Below are 14,648 nucleotides of genomic sequence, written 5' to 3' on the forward strand. Positions count from 1 at the left end.
GCTGTACTATGGCAACGATTCAATTACAAGTTCAGGACGATCTTATCCAGCAACTTGGCTTAGGAGCAGTTAAGCAATTGCTGGAAGATGAACTGATGTTCCAACGCATAAAACTCCTCGAAAGCAGGATTCAGTCGGCGATGCATGACGCTACGGATGTTAATTGGCAGCAGGAGTTCGAGGATGCTCGACAACAAGCATTTGAAGAGTACCGGGAGAAACGGAAATCGGCAGCATGAATCAATACATATTAGACGCCAATATTCTGTTTAGTGGAGTTATTAGTCAGAAGGTAATTTATCGAATTATATTCGGAGAGAAAACGAATGTTTTTTATACACCCGATTTTGTCTTGGCTGAACTAAATGGGTATCGCAAGGTCTTTCTCAAAAAATCAGCTATTAAGGGGACAGATTTAAAAGAGTTTACGCTCTTTCTGTTCTCTAAGATCATTGTTGTGCCCGATTATATAATCACACCGGAATCATACGAACAGGCAGAAAAATTGGTGGCTGACATTGATCCTAAAGACGTAGCTTATGTGGCACTAAGTATTGAATTAGATGCTATTTTGCTAACTCGTGATAAGCCATTGTATGATGGATTGAAGGCAAAAGATTTTATGCGAATCCAGCTATTTAACGACTTCATTACTGAACAGGTCACTGCTGAAGAATAATGACTCGAATGATACCCATACAAACGGCTAGTTGGTGCCGCTTCCCGATTCTGTCGGGCGGTTTCGAGAAAGAACTCGCCGACATGCGCGACTGGGCTAATGAGCAGAAGCCCAATGGACGGAAGGGCAAGATTGGGTTTTAGCCGTATCTTTGCCCTGTTGTTAACTCCTGTTTTCGCTACATGGCTCAATCGCTTTTCGATCAGTTTCGACGGCATCCGACAACCTCCCAATTTGCGCCAGCCGCCAAAGTTGAAGCTCTGCGTGTACAGATTTGTTTCGATGCAGATGGGAGCTACCTTAGGATTGTCAATGAGCGGGGAGAAGTGGTCGAACCCGATTATCAGGGGTACAGCGGGGCGTTGCGAAATTTGCTCCGGGCCATGCAGCAACTCCGCGAACGCAATGGCTTTGTGATCGACTGGGAAAACCCGTCGGCCGAGTTGTACCTGCATCAGTACGACTACCTGCTCGATTATGTGCGCCACTGCCCCGTAGTGGTCGATGAACGAAATAAGCCCATTACGTTTGTCAATTTCTCCGATGCATCTAGTTTAGGGGAGTTGCGACTCCAGATCAAATCAAACGCAGAGGACGGAGCCACCGATAAGCCAACTGCTGAAACGCTGGAGGCTAGTGTTCGCCTGTTTGTCGATGGGCAGTACGAGGCTGATTTTCTGCTGATTAACGAGCGAAACGTCCTGTCGGCGGGGCGGGTGGTTGAGATCAGCGAAGTAGGCCCGGCCTTCAACCGGGTGCCGCTGTTCGATACGTCGCTGGCGGTTTCTGACCTGACAAAATACCTCTCGCTGGCCCTGTCGAATCTTGACAATGTGCTGGTTGAGTACGAGGACTATCGCTTGCTCACGACGGGCACGGAGCCGATTATGGCCCAGCCCTGCCTGATTTTTGAGAAAATCGACGCCGACCAATCGCTCTATGTTCGTGTAACACAGCAATTGCCTCAGACCGATGCCGGATTCCTGGACGAGTTTGATTTGTATCGGTATGCCGATATTAACCCCCTCGAACGAACCATTTCCATTCGGATTGTGGAGCGCCAGTCACTCAATCGACTTATCGATACGGTTAGCCAACTGATTGAGAAGCATACGGTTAAGGAGAAGGGTCGGAGGAAATCGCAGGGGCAGTACATTGTAGAGGGTAACTTGTTTGTGTTGCCGCAGGATGTAGCCGGTGCGTTTATCTACCAGGAATTGCCCCAACTACTGGAAACCTTCCAGTTGTTCGGGGCCGAGAAACTGAAGCAATACCGGATTAGTACCTACCCGCCCCGGCTGAATCTGAACCTGAGTCACGGCATCGACTTTCTGGAAGGTGATGCTACTGTTAGCTTCGGCGAGCAGCAACTTGGGTTGCTCGATGTGATTCGGCAATACAACCAGCAGCGGTACGTACAACTGTCCGACAGCAGTCACGCGCTCGTGAACGAAACCTATATCCGTAAGCTCGAACGACTCTTTCAGAAAAGTAAAAAAGATAAAGTCAAACTCTCGTTTTTCGATTTGCCACTGGCCGAAGGGCTTCTGGATGAAGCTGTTGCCGACGCGACATTCAAGAAATCCCGCGCCTTTTTTGCGGGTTTCAACGAACTGGCCGACAAGAAACCCCGACTGGCAGCGGTAAATGCTACCTTGCGACCGTATCAGAAACGGGGCGTTCAATGGCTCGAACACCTGCATGACTACCAGCTCAACGGCTGTCTGGCCGATGATATGGGACTGGGTAAAACCCTGCAAACCATCACCTTACTTTCGCGATTTTATCCGAAAGAATCGCTACCCACGCTGGTCGTCATGCCCAAAAGTCTGCTGTTCAACTGGCAGAAGGAAGTAGAACGGTTCAATCCTCAGCTGACCACCTACACCTATTACGCCGACCACCGTGATCTGGACGTAGCCTGCGAGCATCAGCTCATTTTTACGACCTACGCCCTGCTGCGGAACGACATCGAAAAGTTTCGGGAGCGGGCTTTCTTTTACGTGATTCTGGACGAATCGCAAAATATCAAAAACCTACAGTCGCAGGCGAGCCGGGCGGTGGTGCTGCTCCAGGCCAAACACCGGTTGGCCCTCAGCGGTACGCCCATCGAAAATAACCTGTCGGAACTCTATTCGCTGTTTCGGTTTCTGAACCCAGCCATGTTCGGGTCGGCGGAACAGTTTGGCCATAATTACCTGACACCTATTCAGAAACACAACGACCCCGACGTAATCGATGAACTCCGCAAGAAGATTTACCCCTTTGTTCTCCGGCGGTTAAAGAAGAACGTACTGACCGAATTGCCCGACAAAATCGAACAGGTGTTGTACATCGAAATGTCGGATGTGCAACGGAGATTCTACGAGCAGCGACGGCAGTTTTACAAGGAAAATATTGAGAAGCAGATTGCCGAAAAAGGGCTGGAGCAAAGCCAGTTTTTTGTGTTTCAGGCTTTTAATGAACTTCGCCAGATTGCCAGTATTCCCGAAGCCAAATCGGGCGGGAACATTGAATCCCCCAAAATAGAAATGCTGGTGGAGCAACTGACCGATGCCGCTGCCAACGGCCATAAAATGCTGGTCTTTGTGAACTACCTGGCCGCCCTCGAACGTATTGGTGAACAGCTGGACGCGCAGGGAATCGACTACGTGAGCATGAGCGGTTCCACCCGCGACCGGCAGCGACTGGTAGAGCGGTTCCAGACCGATTCGACCTGCAAAGTGTTTTTGATGACCCTCAAAACGGGCGGCACCGGTCTCAACCTCACGGCCGCCGATATGGTCTTTATTTTTGATCCCTGGTGGAATAAAGCCGCCGAAAATCAGGCGATCGACCGGAGCCACCGGATTGGGCAGAACCGAAAAGTGATGGCCTACAAGATGATTACGCAGGGCACCATCGAGGAGAAAATCATGGAATTGCAGCAGAAGAAAGCCGAACTGTTCAACGCCGTTATCAGTGCGGATGCGTCGGCATTGAAATCGTTTAGCGAATCCGACATCACATTCATGTTGGAGTAATTAAGTAAATGGGCAATGGGTAATGGGTAATGTACAATGTACAATGGATAATTAGTAATGATGTGATTATTAACGTGTTGATTATTATTCATTATCCATTATTCATTTTACATTATCCATTAACTTACTATGGAGCAAACACAACTGATTAGCAAATTAGATGCGCTCATCAAAGGGAATACCAGTAATGAGCGTAACCGGAATAATATTGCCAGCGAGATTACAAAAGCCTATATCAAGCAAACGGGTGCTCGTATTGCTCCGGCCATCATTGCCGATCTTGATCAGAACTATAATAAAGAGGGGTTGCAGGCCCTGGCCAGCTATGCGCGTAAGGTGGTCTTGAATCACCTGGATTTTCTCGATGGCTTGTCGCTCAATCTGCCCTACACACTTCTCACAACGTCGGAGACGAGTACGCCCAACAAAGCCCGGTTAGTCTGGAGCGTCGCGTTTATATTTAGCAATGCTGATGTGTACCGACTGTTTCGGGATACGTTACCACCCGAACTTCAAAAAGCGGCCGAGCAACTGACCTGGCTACCCAGAGTATCTGCCGAGGTGCTGGGGCAGGCGATTGGCTCGGATATGATCGTTCGGGAGGGGAGACATCAGTTTTTTGGGGGCGACGTTAAGCTCAACAAGAAGTTTAAACTGTTACCGCACAAGGGCGAAGGCTGGAACGGTTCGATCGTGCTGGAATGGCCGTCGACCATCCGGGCTTTTCTGCAAAACACCTATCCGCAGCCCGAAAACTACCAGCTCAGAACATCCCCGGAACCGTTGGCGGGCTTACTACGCTGGGAAGATGGCGAACTGATCATTTTTGAAGAAATTCAGAAACTGCTGGCGTATCGAATGCAGGATAGTATTGCCGTCAATAACTCAGGCAAAGTGGCCGCCAATGGATTGAAGAAGATGCGGAAGCTGCTGGGCATACGGGAGTTCTTTCCCGATAATGACGCGTTCTCGCTGATTCGTACAACCTGCCTGGCGCAGATGCTGGTCTCCTATCAGCCCAAAAAAAGCCAGATCAACCCCGATTCGCTGGATTCGCTTCGTCAGTTCAGAAAAACGCTGGATAAAACCTTCGCAGTATTATTCCTGCTCAACGACCTGAAAAACCACGGGTACGTTAGCTTTTATTACTATAAACAGGAAGCTGAACTGGCGCTGGTAGAATGGATGAACCGGCTACCTGTAGGCGAGTGGGTATCTACCGAAAATTTACTGGCCTACGGGCAGATTCACGACTTACAGGTGCGCCCCTGTCGGCCGGGTGAGTATTCGTCGTTAACGTACGAAGCCGAGTCGCCCTGGCGGGCTGGGTTCATGAATAAGGAAAGCGTGACGAGTGCCAATGCGTATCTCTTTGTGGAGCGTCCCGCCTTGCTGGCTGGATTCTTCCTGTTTGCCGCTTTAGGCTGGCTCGATATTGCTTACGAAGCACCGACGGGGAAATTCGCCAAGGACTACTATTCCGCCTACGACGGATTGCGCTATGTAAAGCTCAATAACCTCGGTTCATCAATCTTCGGGCGGACGACTGATGCCTATGTCCCCAAAGTAAACACGGCTACGCAGGAGCTTCGGTTCGATGACCAGTCGCTGCTCATCTTCTGCGATCCCGAACATGTGGTGGCCGAAACCATTCTGGCCAATTATGCCGAGCGCGTCAGCCCGACGCGGTTCCGGGTTACGCCCGACACGTTTTTGAAAGACTGTAAAACCAAACAGCAATTGCTCTCAAAAATCACTTTATTCTGCAAGTCGGTTGCCCCGAACCTACCCCCCAACTGGAAGGCGTTCTTCGATGAGTTGACCAGCAAAGCCGACCCACTGACGGCTGTTACAGACATGGTGACCTATCGTATATCGCCCGATAATCAGCCCCTGATTCGGGTGCTGGCGCAGGATGCTGTTCTGAAAACAATGGTTGTAAAAGCCGAAGGGTTTCGTATACTGGTGGCCAATGATCAACTCCCCCGTTTTCGAAGCCGACTACGTGAATTGGGCTATCTGGTGGGGTAATTTAAGCTATATTTGTCAAAAATAGTAAGTTATGATAGATGTGAAATGGCAGGATTATATCACCGCTGACCCCGCTATTATGGTTGGTAAGCCTATTGTTAAAGGTACCCGAATTACGGTAGAGCTGGTTGTTGAAAAGTTGGGCTATGGAGAAAGTGTTGAAGAGATACTCGAAGATTATCCACACCTCACTCGTGAAGCTATCTATGCTTGCCTGCGGTTTGCAGCGCACACGGTCCATACGAAACGAAGTCGTAAATCAGTCGCATGATCGAGTTGCTGGCTGACGAAAATGTAGAAGGCAGAGTTATCCGCTTATTGCGTTCTGAAGGGTATACGGTAACGTCGATTCAGGAAACACTAGGTGGGGTTGCTGATGAAACTGTACTTAAAACAGCTGTTTCGTCGGCAACTGTTTTATTGACCGGCGACAGTGATTTTGGTAAACTACATTTTCAAAAAGGGCATATTCATAGTGGTATTCTGTTTTATCGCTTGCCCAAAATAACATCCGAAGAAAAAGGGCAAATTATTTTGAGAACATTGCGAGACTACAGTGATAAATTAATCAACGCATTCACTGTTGTAACAGCTAAAAAAGTACGTATTCGGAAATTATAGCTGTGAAAGAACTTATTCCTGCCGGCGCGCTGGCCGGCCTCCTCTTTGCTGCTTTATGGGCTTCGGCTTCGGTTGCTACCAAGTTTGGCGTGCAGTCGGTACATCCGCTTATTCTGGCTAACGTTCGATTTTTTATCGCTGGGGGCGGTATGCTTCTGTTTGCGTATGGCATTCAGCGCACGCAAAACGCCTGGCCTACGCGTGTGGAGTGGCGTCAATTAGCCATTTTCGCCCTCCTCAATACGACTATTTATCTTGGGGCATTTGTACTGGCACTGAAGCAGGTATCGGCTGGGATTGGTAGTTTATCAACGGCTACCAACCCGTTATTTATTGCCCTGTTATCGGCCCTGTGGTTGCGCCGGATGCCCCGCTGGAATGAACTGGGTGGGTTATTGCTCGGACTTCTGGGAGTAGGTATAGCCACTTATCCACTCCTTCAGAACAGTTACGCCACGGTAGAGGGATTACTGATTTTGTTAATCGGTGTGGTTTCCATATCGCTGGCCACGGTCTATTACGCCAACATCAACTGGCGGTTACCGAATCTGGTTATCAATGGGTGGCAGGTGTTGCTGGGCGGATTTCAACTGCTTCCGTTTACTATACTTGTAGCTGTACTTGATCCAACGGCCTTTAGTACATCGCACTATGATCTGCGGTTTTGGATGTCGGTATTGTGGCTGATTTTGCCGGTATCGGTGGGAGCCCTGCAACTTTGGTTTTATCTAGTTAAGCAAGATGCCATCCGGGCTTCATTATGGCTGTTCCTTTGCCCAATCTTCGGCTTTGCGTATTCCTACCTGCTCATGGGCGAACCCATTTCGCTCTATACCGCTACTGGCACCGGATTGGTGATTGGTGGGCTGTGGTTGGGGAGGAAATAATAGTTGGTTTACGATATTCGGTTTACGGCTGGCTGACGCACAAATAGCTGACGCGTCAGCCAACCGTAAACTATAAACCTTCATTTACTCCTTCAGCACCGTCATTTCAACCCGTCGGTTGAGTTTTCGGGTGGTTTCCGAGTTATTGCTCGCAATAGGGCGCGTAGGACCGTAGCCACGAGTGGTTACCCGGTTGGCCGCGATGCCATTCTTTACTAAATAGTCTTTCACCAGCTCTACCCGTTGCTTCGAGAGCTTGAGGTTCTCATCAAAATCACCCTGATTGTCGGTATGACCTGCCAGTTCTATTTCGGCGGTGGCATGGTCACGCATAAAGGCCAGGAGTTGTTCTAAAGCGGGTTGGGCGTCGGGTAGTAGTTCTGCTTTGCTCTGTACAAACTGAAGAGCCTGTAACTGGGTCGTTTTGCCTGCCGCTGCTGCAATAGGAGGAGGTGTATAAGTCACCTTGGCATCGAGCGTTTTTGGGGGCGTTACGCGAGATGTATGAACGGCAGACGTGTTACTAACAGCGGGTTGCTCAGATACAGGGGGTGTGGTTGCCGCGGGTGCAGGTAGAGGAGAGGTTATCGCTGATGTTGCCGTATGCACTGGCGCGGCTGTAGTGCGTGTTGTTGCAACAGAGGCTTTTGTTCCGGCCCGATCCCGATATAAAAGAGATGGGTTTTTCCTTGTGTCAAGATGGTCTACTGTTGGCGACGTGAAGGTGATTTGCTCATCGAGCGAAACATATCCATCCGCTTTTATCGTGAGAATATACGACTGTTTTGGGTCTAATGTAAGTTGATAGGCTCCATTTGTAGTGGTGGCTTGCTGAGCCCGAACAACTCCATCTCGGCTTTTCGCCAGAACGCTGGCACCCGCAATCGGTTGTTTTGTCTGACCATCCTGCACGAGCCCATCTACAACTGCCGTACTGGTGGTCGGCGCTACCTGGTGCTTAGGCTGTGCGCATACGATTGAGGGAGTTAAGTTACTTAGGCCTAGACCCCCGAAAATCACTAAATACGTTGTTAATTTCATACTATAGAGGCAACGTTGAAACCTAGGGCAAAAGTACACCTAAATACCCAAAAGTTACCTACTGGCCCAGCTTTGTCAGGCTCAATTTTAAGGTGCTTTTTTGGTTTAAAAATTACTGGTTAAATTATTGGTAATCAATATGTTGAATAGGTGAAATTATGCCTGAAAAATGAACTCGAAAATGCTCTTTTTCGTTAGTATTGTATGACACAGAAAACCAACGCAACGATGCATTCCCCGAACGCTCAGGCACCCCTTGCACAGGCTTCAGCGGGCAACTTGCCGCTCGACGATAACTGGCGGAAATCTATTCCGGCGCAGGTGTTTCTGAACCACTTCTTTGCGATGGATTACCATATCCATCACCAAAACGACTTCTTCGATCTGGCCAAATTTCCTATCTTTCAGCAGTTCTATGGACGCGTGACCGATGGAAGTCAGAAGGCGCTGGAGAAGTTATTGCTGAATAGCTGGAGTGCCGAATATGCCCTGAGAATTACGCCGGTTGTCAACGATGAGCAATATTTACAAAGTTCGTTGCATTGGACCTTCCCTCAGGCGTATTACAGTGCCCTGTTTAGTGCACGGGCATTTCTGGCTGTGCAGGGCATTAACGTGAGTAATGAAGAGCTGATTCGGAAGCGAATCGGCAATATGGTTGTACGAGGCTATTATCCGGCTTCGATTGGCTACTATGCCCTCGGACCGATCAATAGCTACCGTATCCAGCGCCTGCCTATGGCGAAGCGGTTTAGTGTAGCGGCTAAAACCGATCTGTTATTGCCTTCGCGCGAAGGTTCGGTGCAGGTTGAACTGGCCCAGTTTCTGAAAACTACGCGTGATCAACGGGTGAGAGCCTTGCGTAACGCGATTCAGACAAATCCGAAAACGGCATTACGTAGCCCCAAAACGGGCGAAATTCTACAGAAGTTTAGTGTCGAACAGTACAAGCAACTGGCCAAGCAAATCGGCTATACGACCTACTTCGATATGTTGAGTCGCCTACGGATTTCGTCGACAAACCGGGAAATTGAACGGTTTGTCGATTCTGAAATTGATGTGAAACTGTTTCACCAGAGTTTAGTGAATATCGTATCGCACGTAAACTCCGTGCATGAAGCGTATATCGCGAAGGCGTTGGGTATGCAGGCGTATCGTCAGTTGGTAGCTAAGTTACCGTCTTACCTGCAGGAGAGCTTTGTTCGGGAGCGGATGAATACCGTTATCGCGCCCATGCTGGAAGAACCACAATCGGGGCAGGAACCGTATTTACGCATGGCGGCCTAGCCGTTAAAACATAGGTTTACCTAAAAGCCCGATGAGTATTTTCTCGTCGGGCTTTTTCATGCATATTGGTAAAATTATAATTTGTATGTTTTCAACTAATTGCATTATTCTTTAAAGAATATATATAGCTGGCTGCGTTGACTCGATTCCGTAGTTGCTTGAATATCATTATAATTCCTTAAAATAGATAGATTTTATCTATGAGCTGATTGATAAAAATCATGTATCAAGTGCATAATGCTTCCTTACTTTGCACTGGATCAAGATAATGGTCGCACTACAACCTCAATATATTCCATGAAAAATCATATTTTATCGGTAGGGTCGCAATTCCCGGATTTCAAGAAACTGGCTGTTGTATCGCTTGAAAAAGACAAAGAGTTCTACGAAATCTCGTCGGATGATCACAAGAATGCAGGCCAGTGGCTGGTCATGTTCTGGTGGCCAAAAGATTTCACCTTCGTTTGTCCAACGGAAATTGCTGAGTTCAACAAGAAGTTCGAAGATTTTCAGGATCGCGATACGATGATGATTGGTGCTTCGACAGATAGCGAATTCGTTCACCTGGCCTGGCGTAAAAACCACGACGATCTGCGTGGCTTGAAATTCCCAATGCTGGCCGATACATCGAAGTCACTAGCCGAAGAGTTAGGCATTCTGGAAGCCAATGAGAAAGTGGCCTATCGCGTAACCTACATCATTGATCCACAAGGTATTGTACGTTGGGTAGCGGTGAACGACCTATCGGTTGGCCGGAACGTGAATGAAGTAATTCGTGTGTTAGACGCGCTGCAAACCGACGAACTTTGCCCCTGCAACTGGGTAAAAGGCGAAGCTACGTTAACGGCTTAATCAATGAGTGAATGCCTGAATGATAGAATGAGTGAATAACTAAGTGCACTGCACGGTTTATTCATTCATTCTATCATTCGCTAATTCAACATTAATCATGACAACCACACAAAACGAAACCGTTTTATCGCTGCTGAATCTGGTGGGGATGAATGTAGAAGCTGACTATCCAGCATTGGAGGCTCTGGCGAAAGCTGATCACCGCTATTTGCGCGATCTGAAAATTAACGTTGGCAATGTGTTGAACAGCAGCCAGACGCTGACGAAGAAAGAAGCTTTACTGCTGGCTTTGTCGGTAGCGGTCAATGAAAAACTACAGCCGCTGGTTGATTCTCTGACCAATGCTGCCCAGCAGGAAGGGGCAACCGATGCCGAGGTGGCGGAGACCATTGCCTGTACATCGCTGTTGAGCACAAACAATGTGTTTTATCGGTTCCGGCACTTTGTCAGCAAAGAGTATTACCAGCAAACGCAGCCCGGTATTCGTATGAGTATCATGATGAATCCGATCTTGGGGAAAGAGTTTTTTGAACTGATGAGTCTGGTCGTTTCGGCTGTGAATGGGTGCGAACTCTGCGTTCGGTCGCACGAAGAAAGCGTGTTGAAACACGGAGCCAGCGAAGCCCGTATTTTTGATGCTATCCGTTTAGGTTCAGTTATTAAAGGTCTGATTACGTTGCTATAACTCGATAGTTCTATCTGGTTACCCTGATGGATTAAAATAACTTCAGGAAAACATTAGTACATGAAGATGCGTTTAGAAAATAGAACGCATATATAGTCTGGCGCCAGCTATAAGAAATTAGCGTATGTTGCTGCTGTACTACCTGTTGCAATAGATTGCCTCTTATACTCTCAGTGCTGTATCTGCCGTAATGTAAAGCCCGCTTTCTCTAAACAAGAAGCGGGCTATTTTTATGAAAGAGTTTTAACCACAGAGGCACAGAGAACACAGAGTTTTGCTAACTAATTAAAACTCTGTGTTCTCTGTGCCTCTGTGGTTAAAATAAATAAAATAGGCTAAACATCGTTCCTATGCTGTTTTGACAAGATCGATCAGTGTTTCGATCCAGATGGGACTGTCGTTCAGACTCTCTACTAGTTGCCAGTGTCCACCGCCAGCCTGCTCAAATAATTCCTTGTATTCCACGCCTACTTCAATCGTTGTTTCCAGGCAGTCGGCCACAAAAGCAGGGGAAAAGGCGAGTACGCTTTTGATACCTTTTCCAGGTAATTCCTTAATAATATCGTCGGTGTAGGGTTTAATCCAGGGGTCGCTGCCCAGTCGTGACTGAAAGCAGGTTGTATATTTCCCTTCAGGAATGCCTAATGCCTTTACCAGCAGTCGGGTTGTTTCGAAGCATTGTGCCCGATAGCAATGCTGATTCAGGGCGTGGAAGGTACTACAGCATTCACCAAATTGACAAACCGTTTTCGTGATATCACCTTTCCGAATCTGGCTTTGGGGTAGACCATGATAGCTGAACAGGAAATGGTCGTAATCATAAGCCGCCATGTATTTGCGGGCTATTTGAGCAAAGCCCTCAATAAATTTAGGGTGCTCCAGAAAACGATTAACGAACCGAATGGCCGGAATGATCTCCCAACTCCTGACAATGTCCATTACCTTTTCATAGACCGAACCCGTTGAGGCCGATGCATATTGCGGGAAAAATGGAACGACAACAATATCGGTTAGGCCAAGCTTCTGAAATTCGCTCAAGCCAGCGTCGATGCTGGGGCTTTGATAGCGCATCGCCAGTTTTACTACATATTCATCACCCAATTGCTTTTGAAGTTCCTGCTCCACTACATGACCATAATACTTCAATGGGGAACCCGTTTCTGTCCAGAGCTGCTTATAAATCTTTGCCGATTTAGGCGCCCGAAATGGGGCAATAATGCCATTGACAAGCAGAAAACGCGACACATACGAGATGTCAATGACCCGGCCATCCATTAAAAATTCGCGCAGGTATTTACGGACATCCGGAACAGCAGGGCTATCGGGTGTACCAAGATTAACAATTAAAACGCCCGTTTTACCCACCGATTTTGGGGTAGTAACGTGTGGCTGTAAAACAGAAACTTCCATGTAGAGGAAAACAGAGATTTAACTAGGTTGTTTTGATACTGGGTTACGGTAATTGGTATTCATTTGGCTGCGGGGTATCGGCTGAGATCAGTACGGGTGAAATCACTGAATACTTCACCGGGTAAGCCCGAAAAAATCATAATATCGGTTAGCTCATGGTCACCCCGGTCTCCCGAAAGTAAAATGTTGCCGTGTTGCTGATAATCATCCCAGGGAAGTATGAAGGCGGGTTGTTGATCAACCGGTTTCTGAAAATGGGCCCACTGCGTTACCAGCCGGGATTTCTTATCGACCCAGATTTTATAGCGTGTACCGGGCATTGGGCTACCATTTTTAAATGTAACCTGTAGTACATCCGCCGGTTTGCCAATCTGGGTAGGTTCTGGGCCAATATACTTGAGTGTTACGCCAGGATCTTTAAGCTTGAACGGCATGAATAGCCAGTAGGAGTCATTAATCCAGTTCCGTTTCCCCTGTCTGACGTATTTGACTACCGAATCAGCTGTTGTTAGTTCTTCCCCTTTTCGAAAAACACGCCCCATATCATTATTAATGTTCAGTAGGACGGTCTGATCGTCGTGCAGATTATCGACCCGAACATCGCCCGACCACTTGTCCCAGACGAGTTTCCGAACCCCGTCGAAATTCCAGGCAATGAGCTGGGTTTCATCCCAGGCCGCCCGACCTCCCATAGCGGCCATAACCTCATCGGCAATTTGTACCGCTCGGGCGTCCGAACCCGCCAGATCGAAGCCAGGAGCGGGTGGATTCGTTGCTTTCTTTGACTGCGCTATGCTAAATGGTCCACTTACTAAGAGCAGCAATACGAAAAGTCGAACTTCTTTCATCGATGTGGGGGGTTAGATTGACAAAAATAGAACAACAACGGTTTGGTTTGGTTCTTCGGACTTTAGATTTGTTAACGAGAGAGGGTAGGATGTAATCCTTTCCCTGCACCGAATCATACACCATACATCCTATATCCTACATCTTACCTCATCCCCCTATATTTGTTGATGACCTTATCACAACTCGATTATATTGTTGCCGTAGATACGTATCGGCATTTTGCGACCGCAGCAGAAGCCTGTCATGTAACGCAGCCAACATTGAGCATGCAGATTCAAAAGCTGGAAGATGAACTGGGTATTCTGGTTTTTGACCGATCAAAGCAACCTGTAGTACCAACCGAAACAGGGCAGGCTATTCTGGCTCAGGCACGGGATGTATTACGGGCTGCCCAGCGAATTCCTGAACTGGTCAGTGAATCGAAAGACGATTTTCGGGGTGATTTCAGAATTGGGATCATCCCAACGCTGGCTCCGTATCTGCTGCCCTATTTTATCGGCGAATTTATAGCCAAATACCCGGCCGTATCGGTACAAATTCAGGAGTTAGTGACAGAACAGGTTGTTGAACGACTTCGGAATGGATTAATTGATGTAGGTCTGGTTGTTACGCCCCTGGCAGAAAATGGCATTACTGAAATCCCGTTATTTCAGGAGCCTTTTGTCGTCTACGCTGCCGAATCAAACCCATTACTTGCCAACTCAACCATTGCTCCCGCTGATCTGGATACGGATGGACTTTGGCTGCTCACCGAAGGCCACTGCTTTCGTAACCAGGTTATGAACCTGTGCGGGGCAGATCGGCAAGCCAACGGGACAACGGCCCTGCGCTATGAAACAGGATCACTCGAAACATTGATCAAGCTAATTGACAAACAGGGAGGATTTACATTATTGCCCTATCTGGCTACACTGGATATGGATACCATCCGCCAGGCACGACTTCGCCCATTCGATCAGCCCCAACCGGTCCGGGAAGTAAGTCTTGTGATGCATCGAAGCTTCCTTAAGCGTAAACTTATTAACACATTCAGGGACGAAATTTTAGCTCATTTGCCAGATGAATTGGCTACAAAAGGAAAAAAAGGGAAACTGGTTGGCTTGACGTAACCATGATAAACAAGTAATAATAAACCCATACGCGTTTAAATTGGGTTATAAGAAAACATTTCCTTTTTCGAATAGGGTAATTGAGCGCTGAGTTACCGTTTACTATAAATCCGTCAATAGAGGTCTATATTTGCTCTGTTCATTGATTAATACCTAACCCATAGCCCGATCACT

The 14,648-nt window shown here is 47.8% G+C and carries 15 protein-coding genes; 12 read left to right on the forward strand and 3 right to left on the reverse strand.

Annotated elements, in window-relative coordinates; all coding sequences use genetic code 11:
• Positions 1-8: 8 nt before the first annotated feature.
• The 8 genes from EXU85_RS09100 (at position 9) to EXU85_RS09130 (ending at position 7,241) form a co-directional block, all read left to right on the forward strand.
• A complete protein-coding gene (locus EXU85_RS09100) occupies positions 9-239 on the forward strand; it encodes a hypothetical protein (RefSeq protein WP_142771781.1) in 231 nt (76 codons plus the stop codon).
• A complete protein-coding gene (locus EXU85_RS09105) occupies positions 236-679 on the forward strand; it encodes a PIN domain-containing protein (protein ID WP_142771782.1) in 444 nt (147 codons plus the stop codon). Before EXU85_RS09100 ends, EXU85_RS09105 begins: the two co-directional genes overlap by 4 nt.
• Before the next feature lie 8 nt (positions 680-687).
• Complete coding sequence (locus EXU85_RS35975) at positions 688-822, forward strand: hypothetical protein (protein ID WP_256366036.1); 135 nt, start codon at positions 688-690, stop codon at positions 820-822.
• Positions 823-861: 39 nt separating this feature from the next.
• Positions 862-3,702 (forward strand): DEAD/DEAH box helicase, encoded by a 2,841-nt coding sequence (locus EXU85_RS09110; RefSeq protein WP_142771783.1) that lies wholly within the window; start codon positions 862-864, stop codon positions 3,700-3,702.
• Positions 3,703-3,831: 129 nt separating this feature from the next.
• Complete coding sequence (locus EXU85_RS09115) at positions 3,832-5,733, forward strand: hypothetical protein (protein WP_142771784.1); 1,902 nt, start codon at positions 3,832-3,834, stop codon at positions 5,731-5,733.
• 31 nt (positions 5,734-5,764) lie between these two features.
• Positions 5,765-6,004 (forward strand): DUF433 domain-containing protein, encoded by a 240-nt coding sequence (locus EXU85_RS09120; protein ID WP_142771785.1) that lies wholly within the window; start codon positions 5,765-5,767, stop codon positions 6,002-6,004.
• A complete protein-coding gene (locus EXU85_RS09125; protein WP_142771786.1) occupies positions 6,001-6,354 on the forward strand; it encodes a DUF5615 family PIN-like protein in 354 nt (117 codons plus the stop codon). Before EXU85_RS09120 ends, EXU85_RS09125 begins: the two co-directional genes overlap by 4 nt.
• Positions 6,355-6,356: 2 nt before the next feature.
• On the forward strand, positions 6,357-7,241 hold the full coding sequence (locus tag EXU85_RS09130) for a DMT family transporter (protein ID WP_142771787.1): 885 nt from the start codon (positions 6,357-6,359) through the stop codon (positions 7,239-7,241).
• 84 nt (positions 7,242-7,325) lie between these two features.
• On the opposite strand, the gene EXU85_RS09135 is transcribed toward EXU85_RS09130, so the two are convergent.
• Positions 7,326-8,282, reverse strand: coding sequence for an OmpA family protein (locus tag EXU85_RS09135; protein WP_142771788.1), 957 nt, complete (start codon positions 8,280-8,282; stop codon positions 7,326-7,328).
• A gap of 204 nt (positions 8,283-8,486) precedes the next feature.
• Here EXU85_RS09135 and EXU85_RS09140 point away from each other — a divergent pair, with 204 nt between their 5' ends.
• From EXU85_RS09140 to EXU85_RS09150, 3 genes are all read left to right on the forward strand, one after another.
• Entirely contained in the window at positions 8,487-9,569 is a 1,083-nt protein-coding gene (locus EXU85_RS09140) for a hypothetical protein (protein ID WP_210422453.1), read from the forward strand.
• A gap of 297 nt (positions 9,570-9,866) precedes the next feature.
• Positions 9,867-10,421: a peroxiredoxin gene (locus tag EXU85_RS09145; RefSeq protein WP_142771789.1), complete on the forward strand. Its 555-nt coding sequence runs from the start codon at positions 9,867-9,869 to the stop codon at positions 10,419-10,421.
• Positions 10,422-10,518: 97 nt separating this feature from the next.
• Positions 10,519-11,106, forward strand: a complete 588-nt coding sequence (locus EXU85_RS09150; protein WP_142771790.1) for a carboxymuconolactone decarboxylase family protein — start codon at positions 10,519-10,521, stop codon at positions 11,104-11,106.
• Between the two features lie 348 nt (positions 11,107-11,454).
• Here the strand turns inward: EXU85_RS09150 and hemH are convergent, their stop codons facing one another.
• Together hemH and EXU85_RS09160 are read right to left on the reverse strand one after the other, a co-directional pair.
• Positions 11,455-12,516, reverse strand: a complete 1,062-nt coding sequence (gene hemH / locus EXU85_RS09155) for a ferrochelatase (protein WP_142771791.1) — start codon at positions 12,514-12,516, stop codon at positions 11,455-11,457.
• Positions 12,517-12,575: 59 nt separating this feature from the next.
• A complete protein-coding gene (locus tag EXU85_RS09160) occupies positions 12,576-13,364 on the reverse strand; it encodes a hypothetical protein (protein ID WP_142771792.1) in 789 nt (262 codons plus the stop codon).
• A gap of 168 nt (positions 13,365-13,532) precedes the next feature.
• On the opposite strand from EXU85_RS09160, the gene EXU85_RS09165 reads away from it, so the two are divergent.
• The gene (locus tag EXU85_RS09165; RefSeq protein WP_142771793.1) at positions 13,533-14,474 is read left to right on the forward strand and encodes a hydrogen peroxide-inducible genes activator; all 942 of its coding nucleotides are present in this window, start codon (positions 13,533-13,535) and stop codon (positions 14,472-14,474) included.
• Positions 14,475-14,648: the final 174 nt, after the last annotated feature.

The sequence above is a fragment of the Spirosoma sp. KCTC 42546 genome (assembly GCF_006965485.1).
Lineage (GTDB): Bacteria > Bacteroidota > Bacteroidia > Cytophagales > Spirosomataceae > Spirosoma.

Coding starts and splice junctions, on each gene's coding strand:
- EXU85_RS09150 (WP_142771790.1), top strand. CDS start 10,519: ATGACAACCACACAAAACGAAACCGTTTTATCGCTGCTGAATCTGGTG.
- EXU85_RS09140 (WP_210422453.1), top strand. CDS start 8,487: ATGACACAGAAAACCAACGCAACGATGCATTCCCCGAACGCTCAGGCA.
- EXU85_RS09165 (WP_142771793.1), top strand. CDS start 13,533: ATGACCTTATCACAACTCGATTATATTGTTGCCGTAGATACGTATCGG.
- EXU85_RS09120 (WP_142771785.1), top strand. CDS start 5,765: ATGATAGATGTGAAATGGCAGGATTATATCACCGCTGACCCCGCTATT.
- EXU85_RS09110 (WP_142771783.1), top strand. CDS start 862: ATGGCTCAATCGCTTTTCGATCAGTTTCGACGGCATCCGACAACCTCC.
- EXU85_RS35975 (WP_256366036.1), top strand. CDS start 688: ATGATACCCATACAAACGGCTAGTTGGTGCCGCTTCCCGATTCTGTCG.
- EXU85_RS09115 (WP_142771784.1), top strand. CDS start 3,832: ATGGAGCAAACACAACTGATTAGCAAATTAGATGCGCTCATCAAAGGG.
- EXU85_RS09135 (WP_142771788.1), bottom strand. CDS start 8,282: ATGAAATTAACAACGTATTTAGTGATTTTCGGGGGTCTAGGCCTAAGT.
- EXU85_RS09160 (WP_142771792.1), bottom strand. CDS start 13,364: ATGAAAGAAGTTCGACTTTTCGTATTGCTGCTCTTAGTAAGTGGACCA.
- EXU85_RS09105 (WP_142771782.1), top strand. CDS start 236: ATGAATCAATACATATTAGACGCCAATATTCTGTTTAGTGGAGTTATT.
- EXU85_RS09125 (WP_142771786.1), top strand. CDS start 6,001: ATGATCGAGTTGCTGGCTGACGAAAATGTAGAAGGCAGAGTTATCCGC.
- EXU85_RS09100 (WP_142771781.1), top strand. CDS start 9: ATGGCAACGATTCAATTACAAGTTCAGGACGATCTTATCCAGCAACTT.
- hemH (WP_142771791.1), bottom strand. CDS start 12,516: ATGGAAGTTTCTGTTTTACAGCCACACGTTACTACCCCAAAATCGGTG.
- EXU85_RS09145 (WP_142771789.1), top strand. CDS start 9,867: ATGAAAAATCATATTTTATCGGTAGGGTCGCAATTCCCGGATTTCAAG.